The sequence below is a fragment of the Arthrobacter livingstonensis genome, assembly GCF_003219815.1.
Taxonomy (GTDB): Bacteria; Actinomycetota; Actinomycetes; order Actinomycetales; family Micrococcaceae; genus Specibacter; species Specibacter livingstonensis.
In genome coordinates this window covers 109,650-125,226 of sequence record NZ_QJVD01000003.1, presented here as the reverse complement: position 1 = coordinate 125,226, position 15,577 = coordinate 109,650, and the positions used below count along the sequence as shown (strand labels likewise).

The following is a 15,577-nucleotide window of genomic DNA, read 5'->3' as shown; positions in this document are numbered from 1 at the left end:
CTCCTTAGAAAACTTGGTTGTGGGATATATGCGGCGTAAGCTCGTAATTGCAGGCGCTGTATATATTGTTGCACAAGCAACTATGACGCGCAAGCAACTACTTTTGCTGTGTGCCGATGGGCGGCTCCTCAGGAAGGAAATCAAATGGGCATCAGGGACGACGCCTTGGAAATCAGGACCCAGGGCTGGCGGACGCTTGCCGCCCTGCACGGCATGATCGAGGCGGGGCTGGAAAAGGCGCTGCAGGCCGGGGCGCAACTGTCAGTGGTGGAATTCACGGTCTTGGACGCCTTGAACCGGCAGGACGGCTGGCACATGCGCATGCAGCAGCTGGGCCGCGCAACCGCGCTGAGCCCCAGCGCCACCACCCGCCTGGTCAACCGCCTGGAGGACCGCGGGCTGCTCACGCGCATCCTGTGCCAGGACGACCGACGCGGCATCTACACCGAGCTGACGGAGTCCGGCTCCGCTCTGCTGCACCGGGCCCGGCCGGTCCACGATGAAGCGCTTGAATGCGCCCTGGCCGAGGCGGAACAGCTCCCCGAACTGGCGCAGCTGGTCCAGGCCCTCCCCCAACTCCACGCGGGCGTCACCAGCCGTTAGGCCAAGCTCGACGCCGGCCCCGGAGGCAGTCCGGATGTCGAAACGGAGATTCGAGCCCGATATATCGGCCTCAATAGTCCGTTTCGGCATCCGGAGCCCCTGGACCCACAAAAAAGCGCGGCCGCTGCACCGGTTGTCCGGTGCGGCGGCCGCGCTCAGCGGCAGAATTACAGTGCTGCGTAGACTTCGCGCAGCAGCGTGGCGGTCTCGGACGGCGTCTTGCCAACCTTGACCCCGGCAGCCTCAAGTGCTTCCTTCTTGGCCTGGGCCGTACCCGCGGAGCCGGAGACGATGGCGCCTGCGTGGCCCATGGTCTTGCCCTCGGGCGCGGTGAAGCCGGCAACGTAGCCAACTACGGGCTTCGTGACGTGCGCCTTGATGTACTCGGCCGCGCGCTCTTCGGCGTCGCCACCGATCTCGCCGATCATGACGATGGCCTTGGTCTCGGGGTCCGCCTCGAACGCAGCCAGGGCGTCGATGTGCGTGGTGCCGATGACGGGGTCGCCACCGATGCCGATCGCTGTGGAGAAGCCCAGGTCGCGCAGCTCGTACATCATCTGGTAGGTCAGGGTGCCGGACTTGGACACCAGGCCGATGGGGCCCTTGACGGTGATGTTGTTCGGCGTGATGCCGACCAGCGCCTCGCCGGGGGTGATGATGCCGGGGCAGTTCGGGCCGATGATGCGGGTGACCTGCTTGCCGGAGGCGTCAACCTTGGACTGGGCCAGGGCCCAGAACTCGGCCGAGTCCTGCACGGGCACGCCTTCGGTAATGACAACCACCAGCGGCACGCCGGCTTCGATGGCCTCAACGACGGCGTCCTTGGTGAAGGCCGGGGGAACGAACACGATGGAGACGTCGGCGCCGGTCTCGGCGACGGCCTCTGCCACGGTGCCGTAAACGGGCAGTTCAACATTGCCGTGGACAACCTTGGTGCCGGCCTTGCGTGCGTTCACGCCGCCAACAACCTGGGTGCCGGCCTTGAGCATGAGTGCGGTGTGCTTGGTGCCTTCGCCGCCGGTGATGCCCTGGACGATGACCTTGGAGTCTTTGTTCAAGAAGATAGACATAGTTTTCCAGACCTCTACTTCGAAGCGTTGGCGAGTTCGGCGGCCTTGTCGGCGCCCTCGTCCATCGTGGCGGCCAGGGTGACCAGCGGGTGGTTGGCCTCGTTGAGGATGCGGCGGCCTTCCTCAACATTGTTGCCGTCGAGACGGACAACCAGGGGCTTGTTGGCAGCGGACCCCAGCTCGGCCAGTGCGCCGACAATGCCCTTAGCGACGGCGTCACAGGCGGTGATGCCGCCGAAGACGTTGACAAACACGCTCTTGACCTGGGGGTCGTTGAGGATGACGTCCAGGCCGTTGGCCATGACCTCGGCGGACGCTCCACCGCCAATGTCCAGGAAGTTGGCGGGCTTGACGCCGCCATGGTTTTCGCCAGCGTAGGCAACAACATCCAGCGTCGACATGACCAGGCCGGCACCGTTTCCGATGACGCCAACTTCGCCGTCGAGCTTGACGTAGTTCAGGCCGGCTTCCTTGGCCTTGGCTTCCAGCGGGTCAGCTGCAGCGGCGTCTTCGAGCTCGGCGTGGTGCGGGTGGCGGAAGTCGGCGTTCTCATCGATGGTGACCTTGCCGTCCAGGGCCAGGATGTCCCCGGCGCCGGTGCGTACCAGCGGGTTGACCTCAACGAGCGTGGCATCTTCCTTTTCGAAGACGTCCCACAGCTTCATGATGGTCGCGGCCACCTTGGGGGCCAGCTCGGCACTGAAACCTGCGGTGGCGACAATTTCGTCAGCCTTCGCCGCATCGATGCCGACGGCCGGATCAACGGCCACGCGTGCCAGCGCCTCGGGGCGCTCCACGGCCAGGACCTCGATCTCCACGCCACCTTCCACCGAGCACATGGCCAGGTAGTTGCGGTTGGACCGATCCAGCAGGACGGAGAAGTAGAACTCCTCGGCGATGTCTGCACCTTGGGCGATCATGACCGTGTTAACGGTGTGGCCCTTGATGTCCATGCCAAGAATCGCGGTGGCGTGCTCGAACGCCTCATCGGCAGTCTTGGCGACCTTGACGCCGCCGGCCTTGCCGCGGCCACCGACCTTCACCTGTGCCTTGACGACGGTGACGCCGCCAATCTTCTCGGCTGCTGCCTTTGCTTCTTCAGGGGTGTGCGCCACGATGCCGGCCAACACGGGAACTCCGTGAGCCTCAAACATGTCGCGCGCCTGGTATTCAAACAGGTCCACGGATTTGTGTCCTTCTACGTCGAAGTAGTAATCATGGGGTGCAAAACCCCTTTTCACACACTACCGCCTTGCCAGACAAGCACATATTTTCACTTGGCACCACAGCGTTGGGGGTTATTCCAGTCACAAAAGTGCCGCCCCGCACAGCCTCCCCGCACGACGCCGTGTCCCGGCCCCAGCCGCCTCAGCCGGCTTTGGCGGTGGTCACCTTGGGCGTCGCTGCCGATGCGGGACTGGCCGCCTTGTGCCCGGGGCCAAAGAGCTCGTACTTCTCGGCGGCGGCAAAGAACCCAAGCCCGGTGGCCAGATTGGCGCACGCCACGCCGTCGTCCATGGGTGCGCAGCGGTAGCCCTCGGCCTCCATGGCCCTGCCCTGTTCCAGGACCGGGATCTGGGACATCACTTCGCTGGCTGTTCCATCGGTGCCGAAGGAAGCCTCCACCGCCGTGGCGCCTGCCCGGCAGCCGCCGTAGCCCACCTTGTCCGGGGACAGCAGCGCCGTGCCGCCGAGGTAGCCGATGGAGGTGCCGGCGCAATCGTCCGTCACGTCCTTCGCGGACGGATCCGGGTAGCTTGCCAGTTCGCAGTTCACCACGGGGATGGTGGGGGCCTTGGCGTTGGCCGCGTCGCCGTAGTTATTCGGTTCCCACGGCTGGTTCAGGTTGCCGGCCCGTGAGGTGGTGAAGACGCAGGCAATGTTGCGGGAGTCCGTGACAAATTGCGGCAGCGTGCCGGACGCGGCACCGTCCGTGGGCTTGTCCACCGGCGTGGCCTTGAGCCGGTCAACGTAGCTGGGCTGACCGGCGGCCGGGGTGCTGGCGGGCGCCGGCTCCTCGGTGGGGACGGTGATGCAGCCCGAAAGCGCCAGGCACACCAAGGCGCAGACCAGCGTCAGCAGGGCTGCCGGCCGCCCGCCCCGGTTCAGTTTTCCACCTTCGTCAGGGGTGCGTATCGCAGCAGCAGCCGCTTCTCGCCAATGCTGAACTGCACCGTGGCCACGGTTTTATCCCCGGCACCCTGCACGGCCGAGACTGTCCCGTCGCCAAACGCCGTGTGGTTGACAGTGTCCCCGACACCGACGGAGATGACTTCCTTTTGCGGCTGCACCCTGCCGGCGGCGGCCCGGGCGGAGATGCTCGGCGGCAGCTGGCCGGAGTCGCGACCGCCCACGGCCGAGCCGGCCCCCCAGGAGGACCCGGAGTACCGGCTGGTACCAAAGCCGCCGCCGATGGGCGGGGTCATGCGGGCCATTCCCTCGCGCTTCCATTCGATCAGCTCGGCCGGCACCTCTTCGATGAACTGGCTGGCCGGGTTGTACTGGCTCTGTCCCCAGAGGCTGCGGACCTCGGACCGGGTCAGGTACAGGCGCTTGCGGGCACGGGTCAGCCCCACGTAGGCAAGGCGGCGTTCCTCGGCCAGCTCCTTCGGGTCGGTGGCCGAACGCGAGTGCGGGAAGATCCCGTGCTCCATGCCGGTCAGGAACACGACCGGGAATTCCAGCCCCTTGGCCGTGTGCAGGGTCATGAGCGTCACCACGCCCAGCCGCTTGGCCTCGGCCACGGCCGCCGCGGCCTCCGCCTCGGAGCCGCCCGGCGCATCCGGGATCTGGTCAGCATCCGCCACCAGCGACACCTGCTCCAGAAACTCCCCGAGCGTCCCCTCGGGGTTGTCCTTTTCAAATTCACGCACGACGGCGACCAATTCCGCCAGGTTTTCCACGCGCGACTCATCCTGCGGGTCCGTGGAGTTCCGCAGCGTCTCCAGGTAACCCGACTGTTCCAGCACCGCCTCCAGCGACGTGGCCGGGCCGGAGCTGGCGGCCACCTCGCCGAGATCGCCCATCATTTTGGCAAAGATATTGACGGCATTGAGCGAGCGGGTAGCCATGCCGGGGGCCTCATCCGCCCGGGCCAGGGCGGCGGAAAAGGAGATCCTCTCGCGTTCGGCCAGCGACGCGAGGGCGCCCTCGGCGCGGTCGCCGATCCCGCGCTTGGGCTCGTTGAGAATCCTGCGCATGTTCACGTCGTCGTCCGGGTTGACCAGGGCGCGCAGGTAGGCCAGCGCGTCCTTGATCTCCTTGCGCTCGTAGAAGCGGGTGCCGCCCACCACCCGGTAGGGCAGGCCGGTGCGGACCAGGATGTCCTCGATGGCCCGCGACTGGGCGTTCGTGCGGTAGAAGATGGCGACGTCGCCGGGGCGCAGCTCCGTTTCGTCCTGGAGCCGGTCGATTTCCTCGGCAATGAAGCGGGCTTCCTCATGCTCGGATTCGGCCACATAGCCGATGATCTTCTCGCCGTCGCCCTCGGCCGTCCACAGCCGCTTCTCGCGCCGGTTGGGGTTGCGGGAAATGACGGCGTTGGCGGCGCTGAGGATGTTCTGCGTGGAGCGGTAGTTTTGCTCCAGCTTGATGGTGGCCGCACTCGGGTAGTCCTTTTCAAACTCCACGATGTTGCGGATGTCCGCCCCGCGGAAGGCGTAGATGGACTGGTCGGAATCGCCCACCACCGTCAGCTCCGCCGGCTCAATCCCGGGCGCCTGGCCGGTGCCTCCGGCGCCAGGGGCCTCCGGCCCGCCGTCGGCCCCGACAATCTCCCGCACCAGCGCGTACTGCGCGTGGTTGGTGTCCTGGTACTCATCCACCAGTACGTGGCGGAAGCGGCGGCGGTAGGAATCGGCCACGCCGGGGAACGCACGGAACATGTAAACGGTCTGGGCGATGAGGTCGTCAAAGTCCATGGCGTTGGCCTGGCGCAGGCGCCGGGTGTATCCCTTGTAGACCTCGGCCACGGCGGCGGCAAAGGGTTCGTTGAAGTTGGTGTTCAGGGAGTTTTCATCGTCGTCGATGAGCTCGTTCTTCAGCGCGGAGATCTTGTGCATGATGGCCTTGGGCGCAAACTTCTTCGGATCCAGTTCCAGTCCCTTGGAAACCAGCGTGATCAAGCGCAGGGAATCGGCGGAGTCATAGATGGAGAAGTTGGAGTTCAGCCCAATGGTCTTGGCCTCGCGGCGCAAAATCCGCACGCACGATGAGTGGAAGGTGGAAATCCACATGGTCTTCGCGGCGTCGCCAATGAGGCTGCTGACGCGTTCGCGCATTTCCGCGGCGGCCTTGTTGGTGAAGGTGATGGCCAGGATCTGCCCCGGGTGCGCTCGCCCGGTGGCCAGCAGGTAGGCGATCCTGTGGCTGAGCACCCGGGTCTTGCCCGAACCGGCACCGGCCACGATCAGCAGCGGGGAACCGGCATGGAGCACCGCCGCTTCCTGTTGCGGGTTCATGCCCTCCAACAGGCTGGCTGCGTCCGGCCAGCGGCCCGCCGGTGCCGCTGCGTCCCGGTCAGGGTGCCCGTCGGTGCCCGGGCCGGCGCCACCGTCGAATTCGGGCTCACGAAATTCGGGCTCGTCCATCCCGGGATCGTCCCGGTCTGCGGGCTGCCACACAGGGGGTACCGACGGGAGGCTGTCCTGGAACGCGGCGGCCCGTTCCGCGGCGGGTTTGGGCTTTTTGGCGTAAGGGTCAAACAACATGTCCATGGTGGTGTCCAGTCTAGTTGGACTCACTGACATTCCTCCCGCAGCCCCCACAGCCGCCGTGAGTGGTCAGTAGTGGCTGCTTTAACGCCCCAAAGCAGCCACTACTGACCACTCACGGCCGGATCAGCGGATTCCAAGGCGGCCTGGATTGCCTGCACGGCCCCCGCCGGTCCGGCCACAAACCAGTCCAGGCCGTTGACCCGCACGACGGCGGTGCCCCCGCCCGCCGCGCGCACAATGGCCTTTCCGGGGAGCCAGTCCCAGGCCGGGCAGCTGTGCTGGAACCAGACGCCCAGCTCGCCCTGGGCCACGCGCCCGAGGTCGCAGGAGCCGGAGCCGAGCATGCGCAGCGTGGCGGGAAGTCTGGCTGCCCGCTGCCACGGAACGGCCGCGCGGGGTTCGGCCAGCCAGCCCGGGTGGAGGTAGGTCACGGCCGCCAGCGCGCCCACATCCTGGCGTGGATCCACGCCAATCGGCACGCCGTTCAGGGTTGCGGGCTGCAGCAGTCCGCCCAACCACAGCTTGTCCTCCTGCGGTTGGTAAATGGCGCCGAGCAGCACGTCCGCGTCGGCAAGCGCATCGGCACCCGATGGGCTGGACGGTGATGCGCCGGCTCCGGCCGTAGCGGCACCCGGCGGGCCAGCCGGTGACGAGCCAGACGACGTATCTGCGGGATCGGCCGCGGAAGCGCCGGCCGTGTCCACACTCGGCGCGGCGGCGAGGTCGGCACCCACGGAGGTCCCGGCGTCGTGCCCGGCCTCCGTCAGGGCCAGCGCCGAGCACCAGTACGTCGATCCGCTGTAAAAGTTCCAGGTGCCGTCCACGGGGTCGATCACCCAGGTGCGGCCGGTCGACCCGCTGTGCGCGGCGCCCTCCTCGCCGACAATGGAATCGTGCGGGCGGCAGCGCAGGAGTTGCTCCACCACATAGCTCTCAGCAGCCATATCGGCGGCGGTGACGACGTCGGCCGCATTGGCCTTCTCCGTGGCCGTGCTGCGCAGCGCCTCCAGCCCGCGGTCACGCATTCGAAGGGCGAGCCGGCCGGCGTTGCGCACCAGGGCGGCCGCGAGGTCACTGTCGGCCAGGCCGGGGTCCAGATGTTCGGGCATGTACCCACCCTAATCCGGCTGCGAAAACTCCGCCGGTGGGAACTGGGCAATAATGGTTCCATGGCTAAAACTCCCGCCCAGCGCGCCGCCAAGCATGGCGACCATGCCACTCCCCCGAGTGCCGCCGTCGTCAATGCCAGCACGCAGCGCACCCCGGCGAAGGCCCAGGGCAACGCGAACCTCATCCTGATTGCCGGCGCCGTGGCCAGCCTGTTCCTGTTTTGGTACTTCCACCTGCTGACGCTGAACCAGATGACCGACCTTTCCGGCGGCCTGGCCATGCCCGACTCCATGGTGTTCGGCTTCGGCGGCGGGCACATCGAGGCGCTCCGCTCGGCCATGAATGCCGATGCGATGGGGCAGCTGCAGTTTGTGCACAAGACGGCCGGCACCTTGTTCCCGCTGGTGTTTGGGCTCACGGCCATGACGCTCATTGCCATCAACGTGGCCAAAAAGTGGCTCCGGCGCCTGCTGTGGGTTTTCCCGATCCTCTTTGCCGGGGCCCAGCTGTGGGCCAATGTGGCCATCGACAACACGCTTTCGGCGAAAACGCTCGACGCCGGATCGGTCACCGTGGCCTCGTGGCTGGTGGTTTCGTCGTGGTTCCTGCTGGTGGTTTCCCTGGCCGGGCTGGGCGTGGCTCTGTACGCGGGCCGCCGAAAGAAAGCCGGCCCGGTCACGGAAGGCCCCGCCCCGGCCTGATTTTTCCCAGCCGTCCCGCGGTTTTTTTACTTGTTAACCTGTTCCGCTAGGCTGGTTGACGCGCCTCTGTAGTCCAATGGATAAGACGGCCCTCTCCTAAAGGGCAAATCCGGGTTCGATCCCCGGCGGGGGCACTTTTTTTGTCCGGGTTCGATCCCCGGCGCGGCATTCCTTCAGATGTGCAATTTGGGTCTGTCCGCAGCGGCCGCGAAGGACGCGTTTTGAGCCGGTTTCCTACTTGTGGCAGGGTCCATTCATGAGCACTCACACTGCCGCACGCGGCGTGACGGTTTCCGTCGCGGCGTCGGCCCTGTTCGCCGTCATCTTCTTCATCGCCGGCTCCCTTCCGGGCTGGGGCGCGGAGGAAATTTTCGGGTGGCGCGTGGTGCTCACCCTGGCCACCTTGGCGGTGGTCCTGCCGTTGATGGCACGGGGCCGGGCCGAAATTTCCGCCTTGGCTGCCCTGGTCCGGAACAGGCCGGTCATGCTCCTGCCCGGGGCCCTGGCCGCCGTAGTGGTGGGCGTACAGCTGTGGTTGTTCATGTGGGCTCCGCTGAACGGCATGGCCCTGTCCGTCTCCTTTGGCTACTTCCTGCTGCCGCTGACCATGGTGGTCGCCGGGCGCCTGTTTTTCGGCGACAGGCTCAGCGTGCTGCGGAAACTGGCGGTGGCGGCCGCGGCGGCCGGGGTGGCGCACCAGGCGTTCTCCGCTGGCGGCCTGGCCTGGCCCACCCTGGTGGTGTGCCTGGCCTATCCCGTGTACTTTGTGCTGCGCCGCAAGCTCGGCACTGACAACCTCGCCGCATTTGCCGCCGAGCTGCTGGCCATGCTGCCCCTGGGCATTTTCTTCATTCTTACCGGCCCGCATGGGGTGGCCGGCCACGGCCTGTTGGGTGCCGGCGCTTCAGGCATGGCACCGCACACCAGCTACTGGGGTGCCGGCGCCATCGGAATCCTGGGCGCGCTGGCCATGCTGTTTTACCTGCTGGCCAGCAAATGGCTGCCGCTGTCCTTGTTTGGGCTGCTCAGCTATGTGGAGCCGGTGCTGCTGGTGGGGGTGTCGCTGCTGTTGGGCGAGGTGCTGGGCTGGTCGGCGCTGCTGACGTACGGCCCCATCCTGCTGGCACTGGTGTTCCTGGCCGTCGACGGCCGCCGTTCCGCACACCCCCTTGGGTTGAGATGAAAGAGAAGTGGCCGTCCCTGTCTCGCCTCGGGGCACGGCTCTCAACAAGCACTGGTCACCGGGGACCGGCCGCCCTGGCCGCCCGGACTTCAGTTGTGCTGGTGTTAGCAGTGCCAGATACGATTCGGCTGGTGTTAGCTATCAAAACCGCGTTGTAACCACCGATCCAACGTCTAACACCAGCCCAACCGTTACCTCACCCCGGAGGTCGCCGCATTGGCCCGTTGTGGTTCGCGACAATCGGCCATCCGTCATGACGAGGTGATGACGGGCCAACCCGCCTCGTCCAGGGCTGGCGCACCGGCACCGGCACCGGACCCAGGCGTGTCCGCACGCGGTCGCCGCGAACGTTCCGCGCCAGCTGGACGAACAGTGCCCCCGCGGCGCCGGCTCGGACCTCAAAACGGGCCAAGAAGCGGCCTGAAGCAGGGCGGCGCCTTGCATGCCACGCGAAAGAGTCCTGTACTGGCCGTGCAACCAAGGCAGCGGGATGGACAGCACCTTCAGATGTTGACGTCCCCGGGAACCGGGCCGGTGTGCGTCTGCCTGACTTGCGCTGGGAGACTGAACCATGACCATCGCCAAAACCATTGTCCTGTTTGCCCTAGCCGCCGTCGCTGAAATTGGCGGGGCCTGGCTGGTGTGGCAGGCGGTGCGCGAGGACCGTGCGTGGTGGTGGGCCGGGCTCGGCGTCATCGCCCTCGGCGCGTACGGCTTCATCGCCGCCATGCAACCCGACGCCAATTTCGGCCGGGTGATGGCCGCCTACGGCGGCGTATTCATTGCCGGGTCGCTGGTGTGGGGCATGGTTTTCGACAAGTTCATGCCGGACCGCTGGGACGTTATCGGCGCCATGGTGTGCCTCTTTGGCGTATCCGTCATCATGTTCGCCCCGCGTCCGGCCTGAAACGGAGAAGTTAGGATCGAAGCCGTGAAGAACTGTTTGCGGGTATCGGCCGTTTGTGTCTACGACCGGGACGGGCGCCTGCTGACGGTGCGCAAGTCCGGCACCGCCAAGTTCATGCACCCCGGCGGCAAGCCGGAGCCCGGGGAGAGCGCCGCGGAGGCCGGGTCCCGCGAACTGGCGGAAGAAGTGGGCATCCAGGTGGCTGCCTCGGACCTTGTGCTGATGGGCGTATGGACCGGGACGGCCGCCAACGAATCCAACACCGACATTGAGGCCACCGTCTTTACCGCACCCGGGAGCTGGGCGCCAGCCGGCATTGAGGCCGCGGCCGAGATTGCCGAACTGCGTTGGATGGACCCCGCCCGGGCGGCAGACTTCGACGACCTCGCCCCGCTGCTGACCGACTACGTCCTGCCCCGGCTTAGCGCCTAAATATCTGTGTTGCAGTTGTTATACGAAGAAAGCGGTTTCCAGCCTGATTTCGTCCAACAAGCGCAACACAGATCCAAGAAGTGTCAGCCCTCCTCGGGAATGGCGGCGTCCGCGACGGCGGCGACGGCCTGGGCGAACTGGGTGTCGTGGAGCTCGGCGTAGCGCCCGCCCCTGACAATCAGCTCGTCGTGCGTGCCGTGTTCCACAATCTGCCCGGCCTCAATGACCAGGATGGAATCGGCGGAGCGGATGGTGGAGAGCCGGTGCGCAATGACCACCGCGGTGCGGCCCTCCAGCGCCTCGCCCAGAGCAGACTGCACGGCGGCCTCATTCGTGGAGTCAAGTGCCGCCGTCGCCTCATCCAAAATGACGACGGCGGGCTGGACCAGCAGCAGCCGGGCGATGGTCAGGCGCTGGCGTTCGCCGCCGGAGAGCCGGTAGCCGCGCTCCCCCACCACGGTGTCCAGGCCGTCCGGCAGCGCGCGGGCAAAGTCCTCAAGACGCGCCCTGCCCAACACGTCCCAGATCTCGCCGTCGGTGGCCGTCGGCTTGGCCAGGCGCAGGTTGGAGCGGATCGATTCGTGGAACAGGTGCCCGTCCTGGGTGACCATGCCAATGCCGGCGCGAAGCCCGTCGAAGGACAGGTCACGCACGTCGACGCCGCCAATGCGCACGGCGCCGGAGTCGACGTCGTACAGGCGGGAGAGCAGCTGCGCAATGGTGGACTTGCCGGCGCCGGAGGAACCCACCAGGGCGATGGTCTGCCCCGGCTCGGCGCGGAAGGAGATGCCGTGGAGCACCTCCTCGCCGCCGCGGGTGTCCAGCACGGCCACGTCCTCCAGCGAGGCGAGCGATACCTTGTCGGCCGAGGGGTAGGCGAAGCGGACGCCGGAAAATTCAACGCCCAGCGGCCCTGCCGGCAAAGCCACCGTCAGCTCCTTCTCCTTGATGAGCGGCTTCAGGTCCAGGATCTCAAACACGCGGTCAAAGCTGACCAGCGCGCTCATAATGTCCACGCGGGCGTTCGCCAGGGCGGTGAGCGGGGCGTAGAGGCGCGTCAGCAACAGGGCCAGCACGACGACGTCGCCCGCGTTGAGCGTGCCGCCGATGGCCAGCGCGCCGCCCAGGCCGTACACCAGGGCCAGGGCCAGCGAGGAGACCAGCATCAGGGCGGAAAAGAACACAAACTGCATGACGGCCGTGCGCACGCCGATGTCGCGGACGCGGTTGGCGCGCGAGGAGAATTCGCGTGATTCCTCGGCCGGGCGGCCAAAGAGCTTCACGAGCGTGGCACCCGGGGCGGAGAAGCGCTCCGTCATTTGGGTGCTCATGTCCGCGTTCAGGTCGGCGGCCTCGCGCCGCAGCCCGGCCAGCCGGCTGCCGAAGCGGCGGGCAGGCATCAGGAAGATCGGCAGCAGCACCAGGGCGAGCAGTGTCACCAGCCAGGAAGTGTTCAGCATGACGATGAGGGTCAGCACCAGCTGAACGGAGTTGGAAACAATGCCGGACAGCGTGCCGGAGAAGGCCTGCTGGGCGCCGATGACGTCGTTGTTGAGCCGGCTGACCAACGCGCCTGTGCGGGTCCGCGTGAAAAAGGCGATCGGCATGCGCTGCACGTGGTTGAACACGGCGGTTCTCAGGTCCAGGATGACGCCCTCGCCCAGGTTTGCCGAAATCCAGCGGATCACCAGCGACAGCCCGGCGTCGAGCACGGCCACCAGGGCTATCAGCAGCGCCAGGTTGACCACCACGTCCACGGCGGCCTTCGCCACGATCGCGTTCACCACGCGTCCGGCCAGCACCGGGGTGGCCACGGCGAGCGCGGCGGAGATCACGGACAGCACCACAAACACCAGCAGTTTGCGGCTGTACGGCTTGGCAAACGCCACCGTCCGGCGCAGCGTGTCCTTGGAGATGCCGGCGTTGCTCTTGCTGGATCGCATGGTGCTCCACAGGGAGCTCCAGGCGGCGCCTTCCATACTCATGCGGTGTTCCTTAATAGAGGGTTGGGCAAGCTACCAGCTTAAGCGACCCGCGGGCTGCTGGGAATTCCCGCGTGCTGCGTGCTGCCGGGTAACTCCCCGCCCGACGCCGGGGCTCCGCCACCCGTGCTCCGGCTTCCGGCTTCGGTTCCCATTCCACCCCCCGTCAGGGGACTGGTCCAGCGCGGTCCGGGCGGGATGCCTTATTTTGGAGCCTTAGTACAGTCCCGCAATGTGCGTCAAATCACGAGCGCAAAAAGAGCGTAACACAATGTCATATTCCCTCTTCCCATCCGCGTGACCAGTGGTAATCTCCAAACATGGACGGCCCGCAGCCCACACAGTGCGCGGGCACAGATGTTGCGGGCGCTTCCCGCTTTGACCTTGAAGGAACACAGGACATGAATCGTCGTACTTTTGGACTTGTCGGCATGCTCGCAGCGGCCTCGATCGCCCTTGCAGCCTGCGGCGGCACCTCCGGCACTGGCGCTTCAGCCACCCCTGCCGCGGGCGGGGACGCCTCCCTGAGCAACGTCAAGAACGCCGGTGAGATCATCTTCGCCACCGAAGGCACCTACAAGCCGTTCAGTTTTCATCAGGGCGGCGCGGGCGAGCTGACCGGCTACGATGTCGAGGTCGCCAAGGCTGTGGCGGACAAGCTGGGGGTAAAGGCCAAATTTGAGGAAACCCAGTGGGATTCCATCTTTGCCGGGCTGGAGGCCAAGCGCTTTGACGCCATCGCCAACCAGGTTACGGCCACCCCGGAACGCAAGGCCAAATACGAGCTCTCCACGCCCTACACCGTCTCGCAGGGCGTGATTGTGACGAAGTCCGACAACACCTCCGTCACCTCCTTCGCCGATCTCAAGGGCAAGACCACGGCGCAGTCGCTGACGAGCAACTGGTACACGCTCGCCAAGGACAGCGGCGCCAACGTGGAGCCGGTGGAAGGCTGGGCCCAGTCCGTGTCGCTGCTCAAGGACGGCCGGGTCGACGCCATTGTCAACGACAAGCTGACTTTCCTGGACTACCAGCTCACCAACCCGAACTCCGGCTTGAAGATCGCCGCGACCACCAAGGATTCCTCCGATTCCGTATTTGCCTTCCACAAGGGTTCCAAGGCCTTGGATGAGGCCGTCAACACGGCATTGAAGGATCTGGCCGCCGACGGCACCTTGTCAAAGCTGAGCCAAAAGTACTTCGGTGCTGACGTGTCCAAGTAGCACCCGGGCGCTAGGGTACAGCCATGGACTTATTTTGGAGTTCGCTCGGGCCAATGCTCCTGGGCGCCGCCAAGGGCACCATCCCGCTGGCATTGGCCTCCTTCGCCATCGGCCTGGTCCTGGCGCTGTTGGTTGCCATGCTGCGGATCAGCCGCAACCGGATCGCCGGCGCTGTGGGCAGGTTCTACGTCTCGGTCATCCGCGGCACGCCACTGCTGGTGCAGCTTTTCGTGATCTTTTACGGGCTCCCGGCAGTGGGCGTGAAGCTCGACCCCTGGCCCAGCGCCATCATCGCGTTCTCCCTGAACGTGGGCGGCTACGCGGCTGAGGTGATCCGCGCGGCCATCCTGTCGGTGCCGCAGGGCCAGTGGGAGGCCGGGCACATGATCGGCATGTCGCGCGGCCAGACGCTTCTGCGCATCATCCTGCCGCAGGCCGCCCGGGTGTCCGTGCCGCCGCTGTCCAACACCTTCATCTCGCTCGTGAAGGACACGTCCCTGGCGTCGCTGATCCTGGTCACGGAGATGTTCCGGGTGGCGCAGCAGGTGGCGGCGTTCAGCCAGGAATTCATGCTGCTCTACCTGGAGGCGGCGCTCATTTACTGGGTGATCTGCCTTGTCCTGTCCACGGCACAAACACAGCTGGAAAAGAGGTTGGACCGCTATGTCGCCCACTGATGCCACCGTTGGACCGGCGGTCCTGCAGGTCCGCGGCCTGAACAAGTCCTTCGGGGCCAATGCCGTGCTCCGCGGCATTGACCTGGACGTGCCCCGCGGCAAGGTCGTGGCCCTGATCGGCCCGTCCGGCTCCGGCAAGACCACCATCCTGCGGTCCCTGAACGGCCTGGAGATGCCCGACGCCGGATCCGTCACCGTGGGTGCCCGCGGTGCCACCGCGGGCAGTGAGCCAGCCGGCGCAGGGGGCTCCGGCGTCGTGCCCCAACTGCCGGCGCTGTCGCTGGACTTTGACGCCAAGGTCACGCCCAAGGAGATTGCCGCGCTGCGCGACCGCAGCGCCATGGTGTTCCAGCACTACAACCTTTTCCCGCACATGACGGTGCTGCAAAACGTCATTGAGGGGCCGGTCCATGTGCAGAAACGGCCGCGCACCGAGGCCGTTGCGGAGGCGGACAAGCTGCTGGACCGTGTGGGGCTGCTGGAAAAGAAGGATGCCTACCCCTTTGAGCTGTCCGGCGGGCAGGCGCAGCGCGTGGGCATAGTGCGGGCGCTGGCACTCAAGCCGCAGCTGCTGCTCTTTGACGAGCCCACTTCGGCCCTGGATCCCGAGCTGGTGGACGACGTCCTGGCTGTCATCAAGGAACTCGCCGACGAAGGCTGGACCATGGTGATTGTGACGCACGAGCTCGCCTTTGCCCGGCAGACGGCCGACGAAGTGGTGTTCATGGACGGCGGCGTTGTCGTGGAGCGCGGCCCGGCCAGCCAGGTGCTGCGCAACCCGCGCGAAGAGCGCACGCAGCAGTTCGTCCGCAGGCTCCTGCACGAAATCTAGCCCACGACCCTCCCTCACATAACGGCCACTTCCCCACGACCCTCCCTCAGCCGCTGACGGAGGGTTTGCCGTTTTCGCCCCGAAGCTGAGGGAGGGTTTGCCCGCGCAGACCAGACCCATGGGCAGTACAGCCCATCGCAAC

14 protein-coding genes and 1 tRNA gene are annotated in these 15,577 nt (G+C 66.2%); 9 read left to right on the top strand and 6 right to left on the bottom strand.

The features are described 5' to 3' along the window. Positions 1 to 144: 144 nt before the first annotated feature. A complete protein-coding gene (locus CVV68_RS04125; protein WP_110499740.1) occupies positions 145 to 603 on the top strand; it encodes a MarR family winged helix-turn-helix transcriptional regulator in 459 nt (152 codons plus the stop codon). Positions 604 to 770: 167 nt separating this feature from the next. Here CVV68_RS04125 and sucD read toward each other — a convergent pair whose 3' ends face one another. The 5 genes from sucD to CVV68_RS04100 form a co-directional block, all read right to left on the bottom strand. Further along, positions 771 to 1,673, bottom strand: coding sequence for a succinate--CoA ligase subunit alpha (sucD, locus tag CVV68_RS04120; RefSeq protein ID WP_110499739.1), 903 nt, complete (start codon positions 1,671 to 1,673; stop codon positions 771 to 773). 14 nt (positions 1,674 to 1,687) lie between these two features. After that, complete coding sequence (gene sucC / locus CVV68_RS04115; RefSeq protein WP_110499738.1) at positions 1,688 to 2,857, bottom strand: ADP-forming succinate--CoA ligase subunit beta; 1,170 nt, start codon at positions 2,855 to 2,857, stop codon at positions 1,688 to 1,690. A 184-nt stretch (positions 2,858 to 3,041) separates the two neighbouring features. After that, the gene (locus CVV68_RS04110) at positions 3,042 to 3,731 is read right to left on the bottom strand and encodes a hypothetical protein (RefSeq protein WP_146238817.1); all 690 of its coding nucleotides are present in this window, start codon (positions 3,729 to 3,731) and stop codon (positions 3,042 to 3,044) included. Positions 3,732 to 3,778: 47 nt separating this feature from the next. After that, positions 3,779 to 6,382 carry a DNA helicase PcrA gene (gene pcrA, locus CVV68_RS04105; RefSeq protein WP_110499866.1) on the bottom strand — a complete coding sequence of 868 codons (2,604 nt, stop codon included), beginning with the start codon at positions 6,380 to 6,382 and terminating at the stop codon, positions 3,779 to 3,781. Between the two features lie 107 nt (positions 6,383 to 6,489). Continuing rightward, the gene (locus CVV68_RS04100) at positions 6,490 to 7,497 is read right to left on the bottom strand and encodes an inositol monophosphatase family protein (RefSeq protein ID WP_245933324.1); all 1,008 of its coding nucleotides are present in this window, start codon (positions 7,495 to 7,497) and stop codon (positions 6,490 to 6,492) included. A gap of 60 nt (positions 7,498 to 7,557) precedes the next feature. On the opposite strand from CVV68_RS04100, the gene CVV68_RS04095 reads away from it, so the two are divergent. The 5 genes from CVV68_RS04095 (at position 7,558) to CVV68_RS04075 (ending at position 10,721) form a co-directional block, all read left to right on the top strand. Next, positions 7,558 to 8,199 carry a hypothetical protein gene (locus tag CVV68_RS04095; protein WP_110499736.1) on the top strand — a complete coding sequence of 214 codons (642 nt, stop codon included), beginning with the start codon at positions 7,558 to 7,560 and terminating at the stop codon, positions 8,197 to 8,199. Positions 8,200 to 8,261: 62 nt separating this feature from the next. Then, positions 8,262 to 8,333: transfer RNA gene (locus tag CVV68_RS04090), tRNA-Arg, on the top strand. 122 nt (positions 8,334 to 8,455) lie between these two features. After that, positions 8,456 to 9,382 carry an EamA family transporter RarD gene (gene rarD, locus CVV68_RS04085; protein WP_110499735.1) on the top strand — a complete coding sequence of 309 codons (927 nt, stop codon included), beginning with the start codon at positions 8,456 to 8,458 and terminating at the stop codon, positions 9,380 to 9,382. Positions 9,383 to 9,953: 571 nt separating this feature from the next. Continuing rightward, the gene (locus CVV68_RS04080) at positions 9,954 to 10,289 is read left to right on the top strand and encodes a YnfA family protein (protein ID WP_110499734.1); all 336 of its coding nucleotides are present in this window, start codon (positions 9,954 to 9,956) and stop codon (positions 10,287 to 10,289) included. A 24-nt stretch (positions 10,290 to 10,313) separates the two neighbouring features. Further along, positions 10,314 to 10,721, top strand: a complete 408-nt coding sequence (locus tag CVV68_RS04075) for an NUDIX hydrolase (RefSeq protein WP_110499733.1) — start codon at positions 10,314 to 10,316, stop codon at positions 10,719 to 10,721. 83 nt (positions 10,722 to 10,804) lie between these two features. On the opposite strand, the gene CVV68_RS04070 is transcribed toward CVV68_RS04075, so the two are convergent. Next, complete coding sequence (locus tag CVV68_RS04070) at positions 10,805 to 12,706, bottom strand: ABC transporter ATP-binding protein (RefSeq protein WP_110499732.1); 1,902 nt, start codon at positions 12,704 to 12,706, stop codon at positions 10,805 to 10,807. A gap of 398 nt (positions 12,707 to 13,104) precedes the next feature. Here CVV68_RS04070 and CVV68_RS04065 point away from each other — a divergent pair, with 398 nt between their 5' ends. The 3 genes from CVV68_RS04065 to CVV68_RS04055 are packed head-to-tail and all read left to right on the top strand — an operon-like array spanning position 13,105 to position 15,435. After that, positions 13,105 to 13,926 (top strand): amino acid ABC transporter substrate-binding protein, encoded by an 822-nt coding sequence (locus CVV68_RS04065; protein ID WP_110499731.1) that lies wholly within the window; start codon positions 13,105 to 13,107, stop codon positions 13,924 to 13,926. A 23-nt stretch (positions 13,927 to 13,949) separates the two neighbouring features. Further along, positions 13,950 to 14,603 (top strand): amino acid ABC transporter permease, encoded by a 654-nt coding sequence (locus CVV68_RS04060; RefSeq protein WP_110499730.1) that lies wholly within the window; start codon positions 13,950 to 13,952, stop codon positions 14,601 to 14,603. Further along, positions 14,590 to 15,435 carry an amino acid ABC transporter ATP-binding protein gene (locus tag CVV68_RS04055; RefSeq protein WP_110499729.1) on the top strand — a complete coding sequence of 282 codons (846 nt, stop codon included), beginning with the start codon at positions 14,590 to 14,592 and terminating at the stop codon, positions 15,433 to 15,435. The genes CVV68_RS04060 and CVV68_RS04055 overlap by 14 nt, the downstream gene beginning before the upstream one ends. Positions 15,436 to 15,577 lie beyond the last annotated feature (142 nt).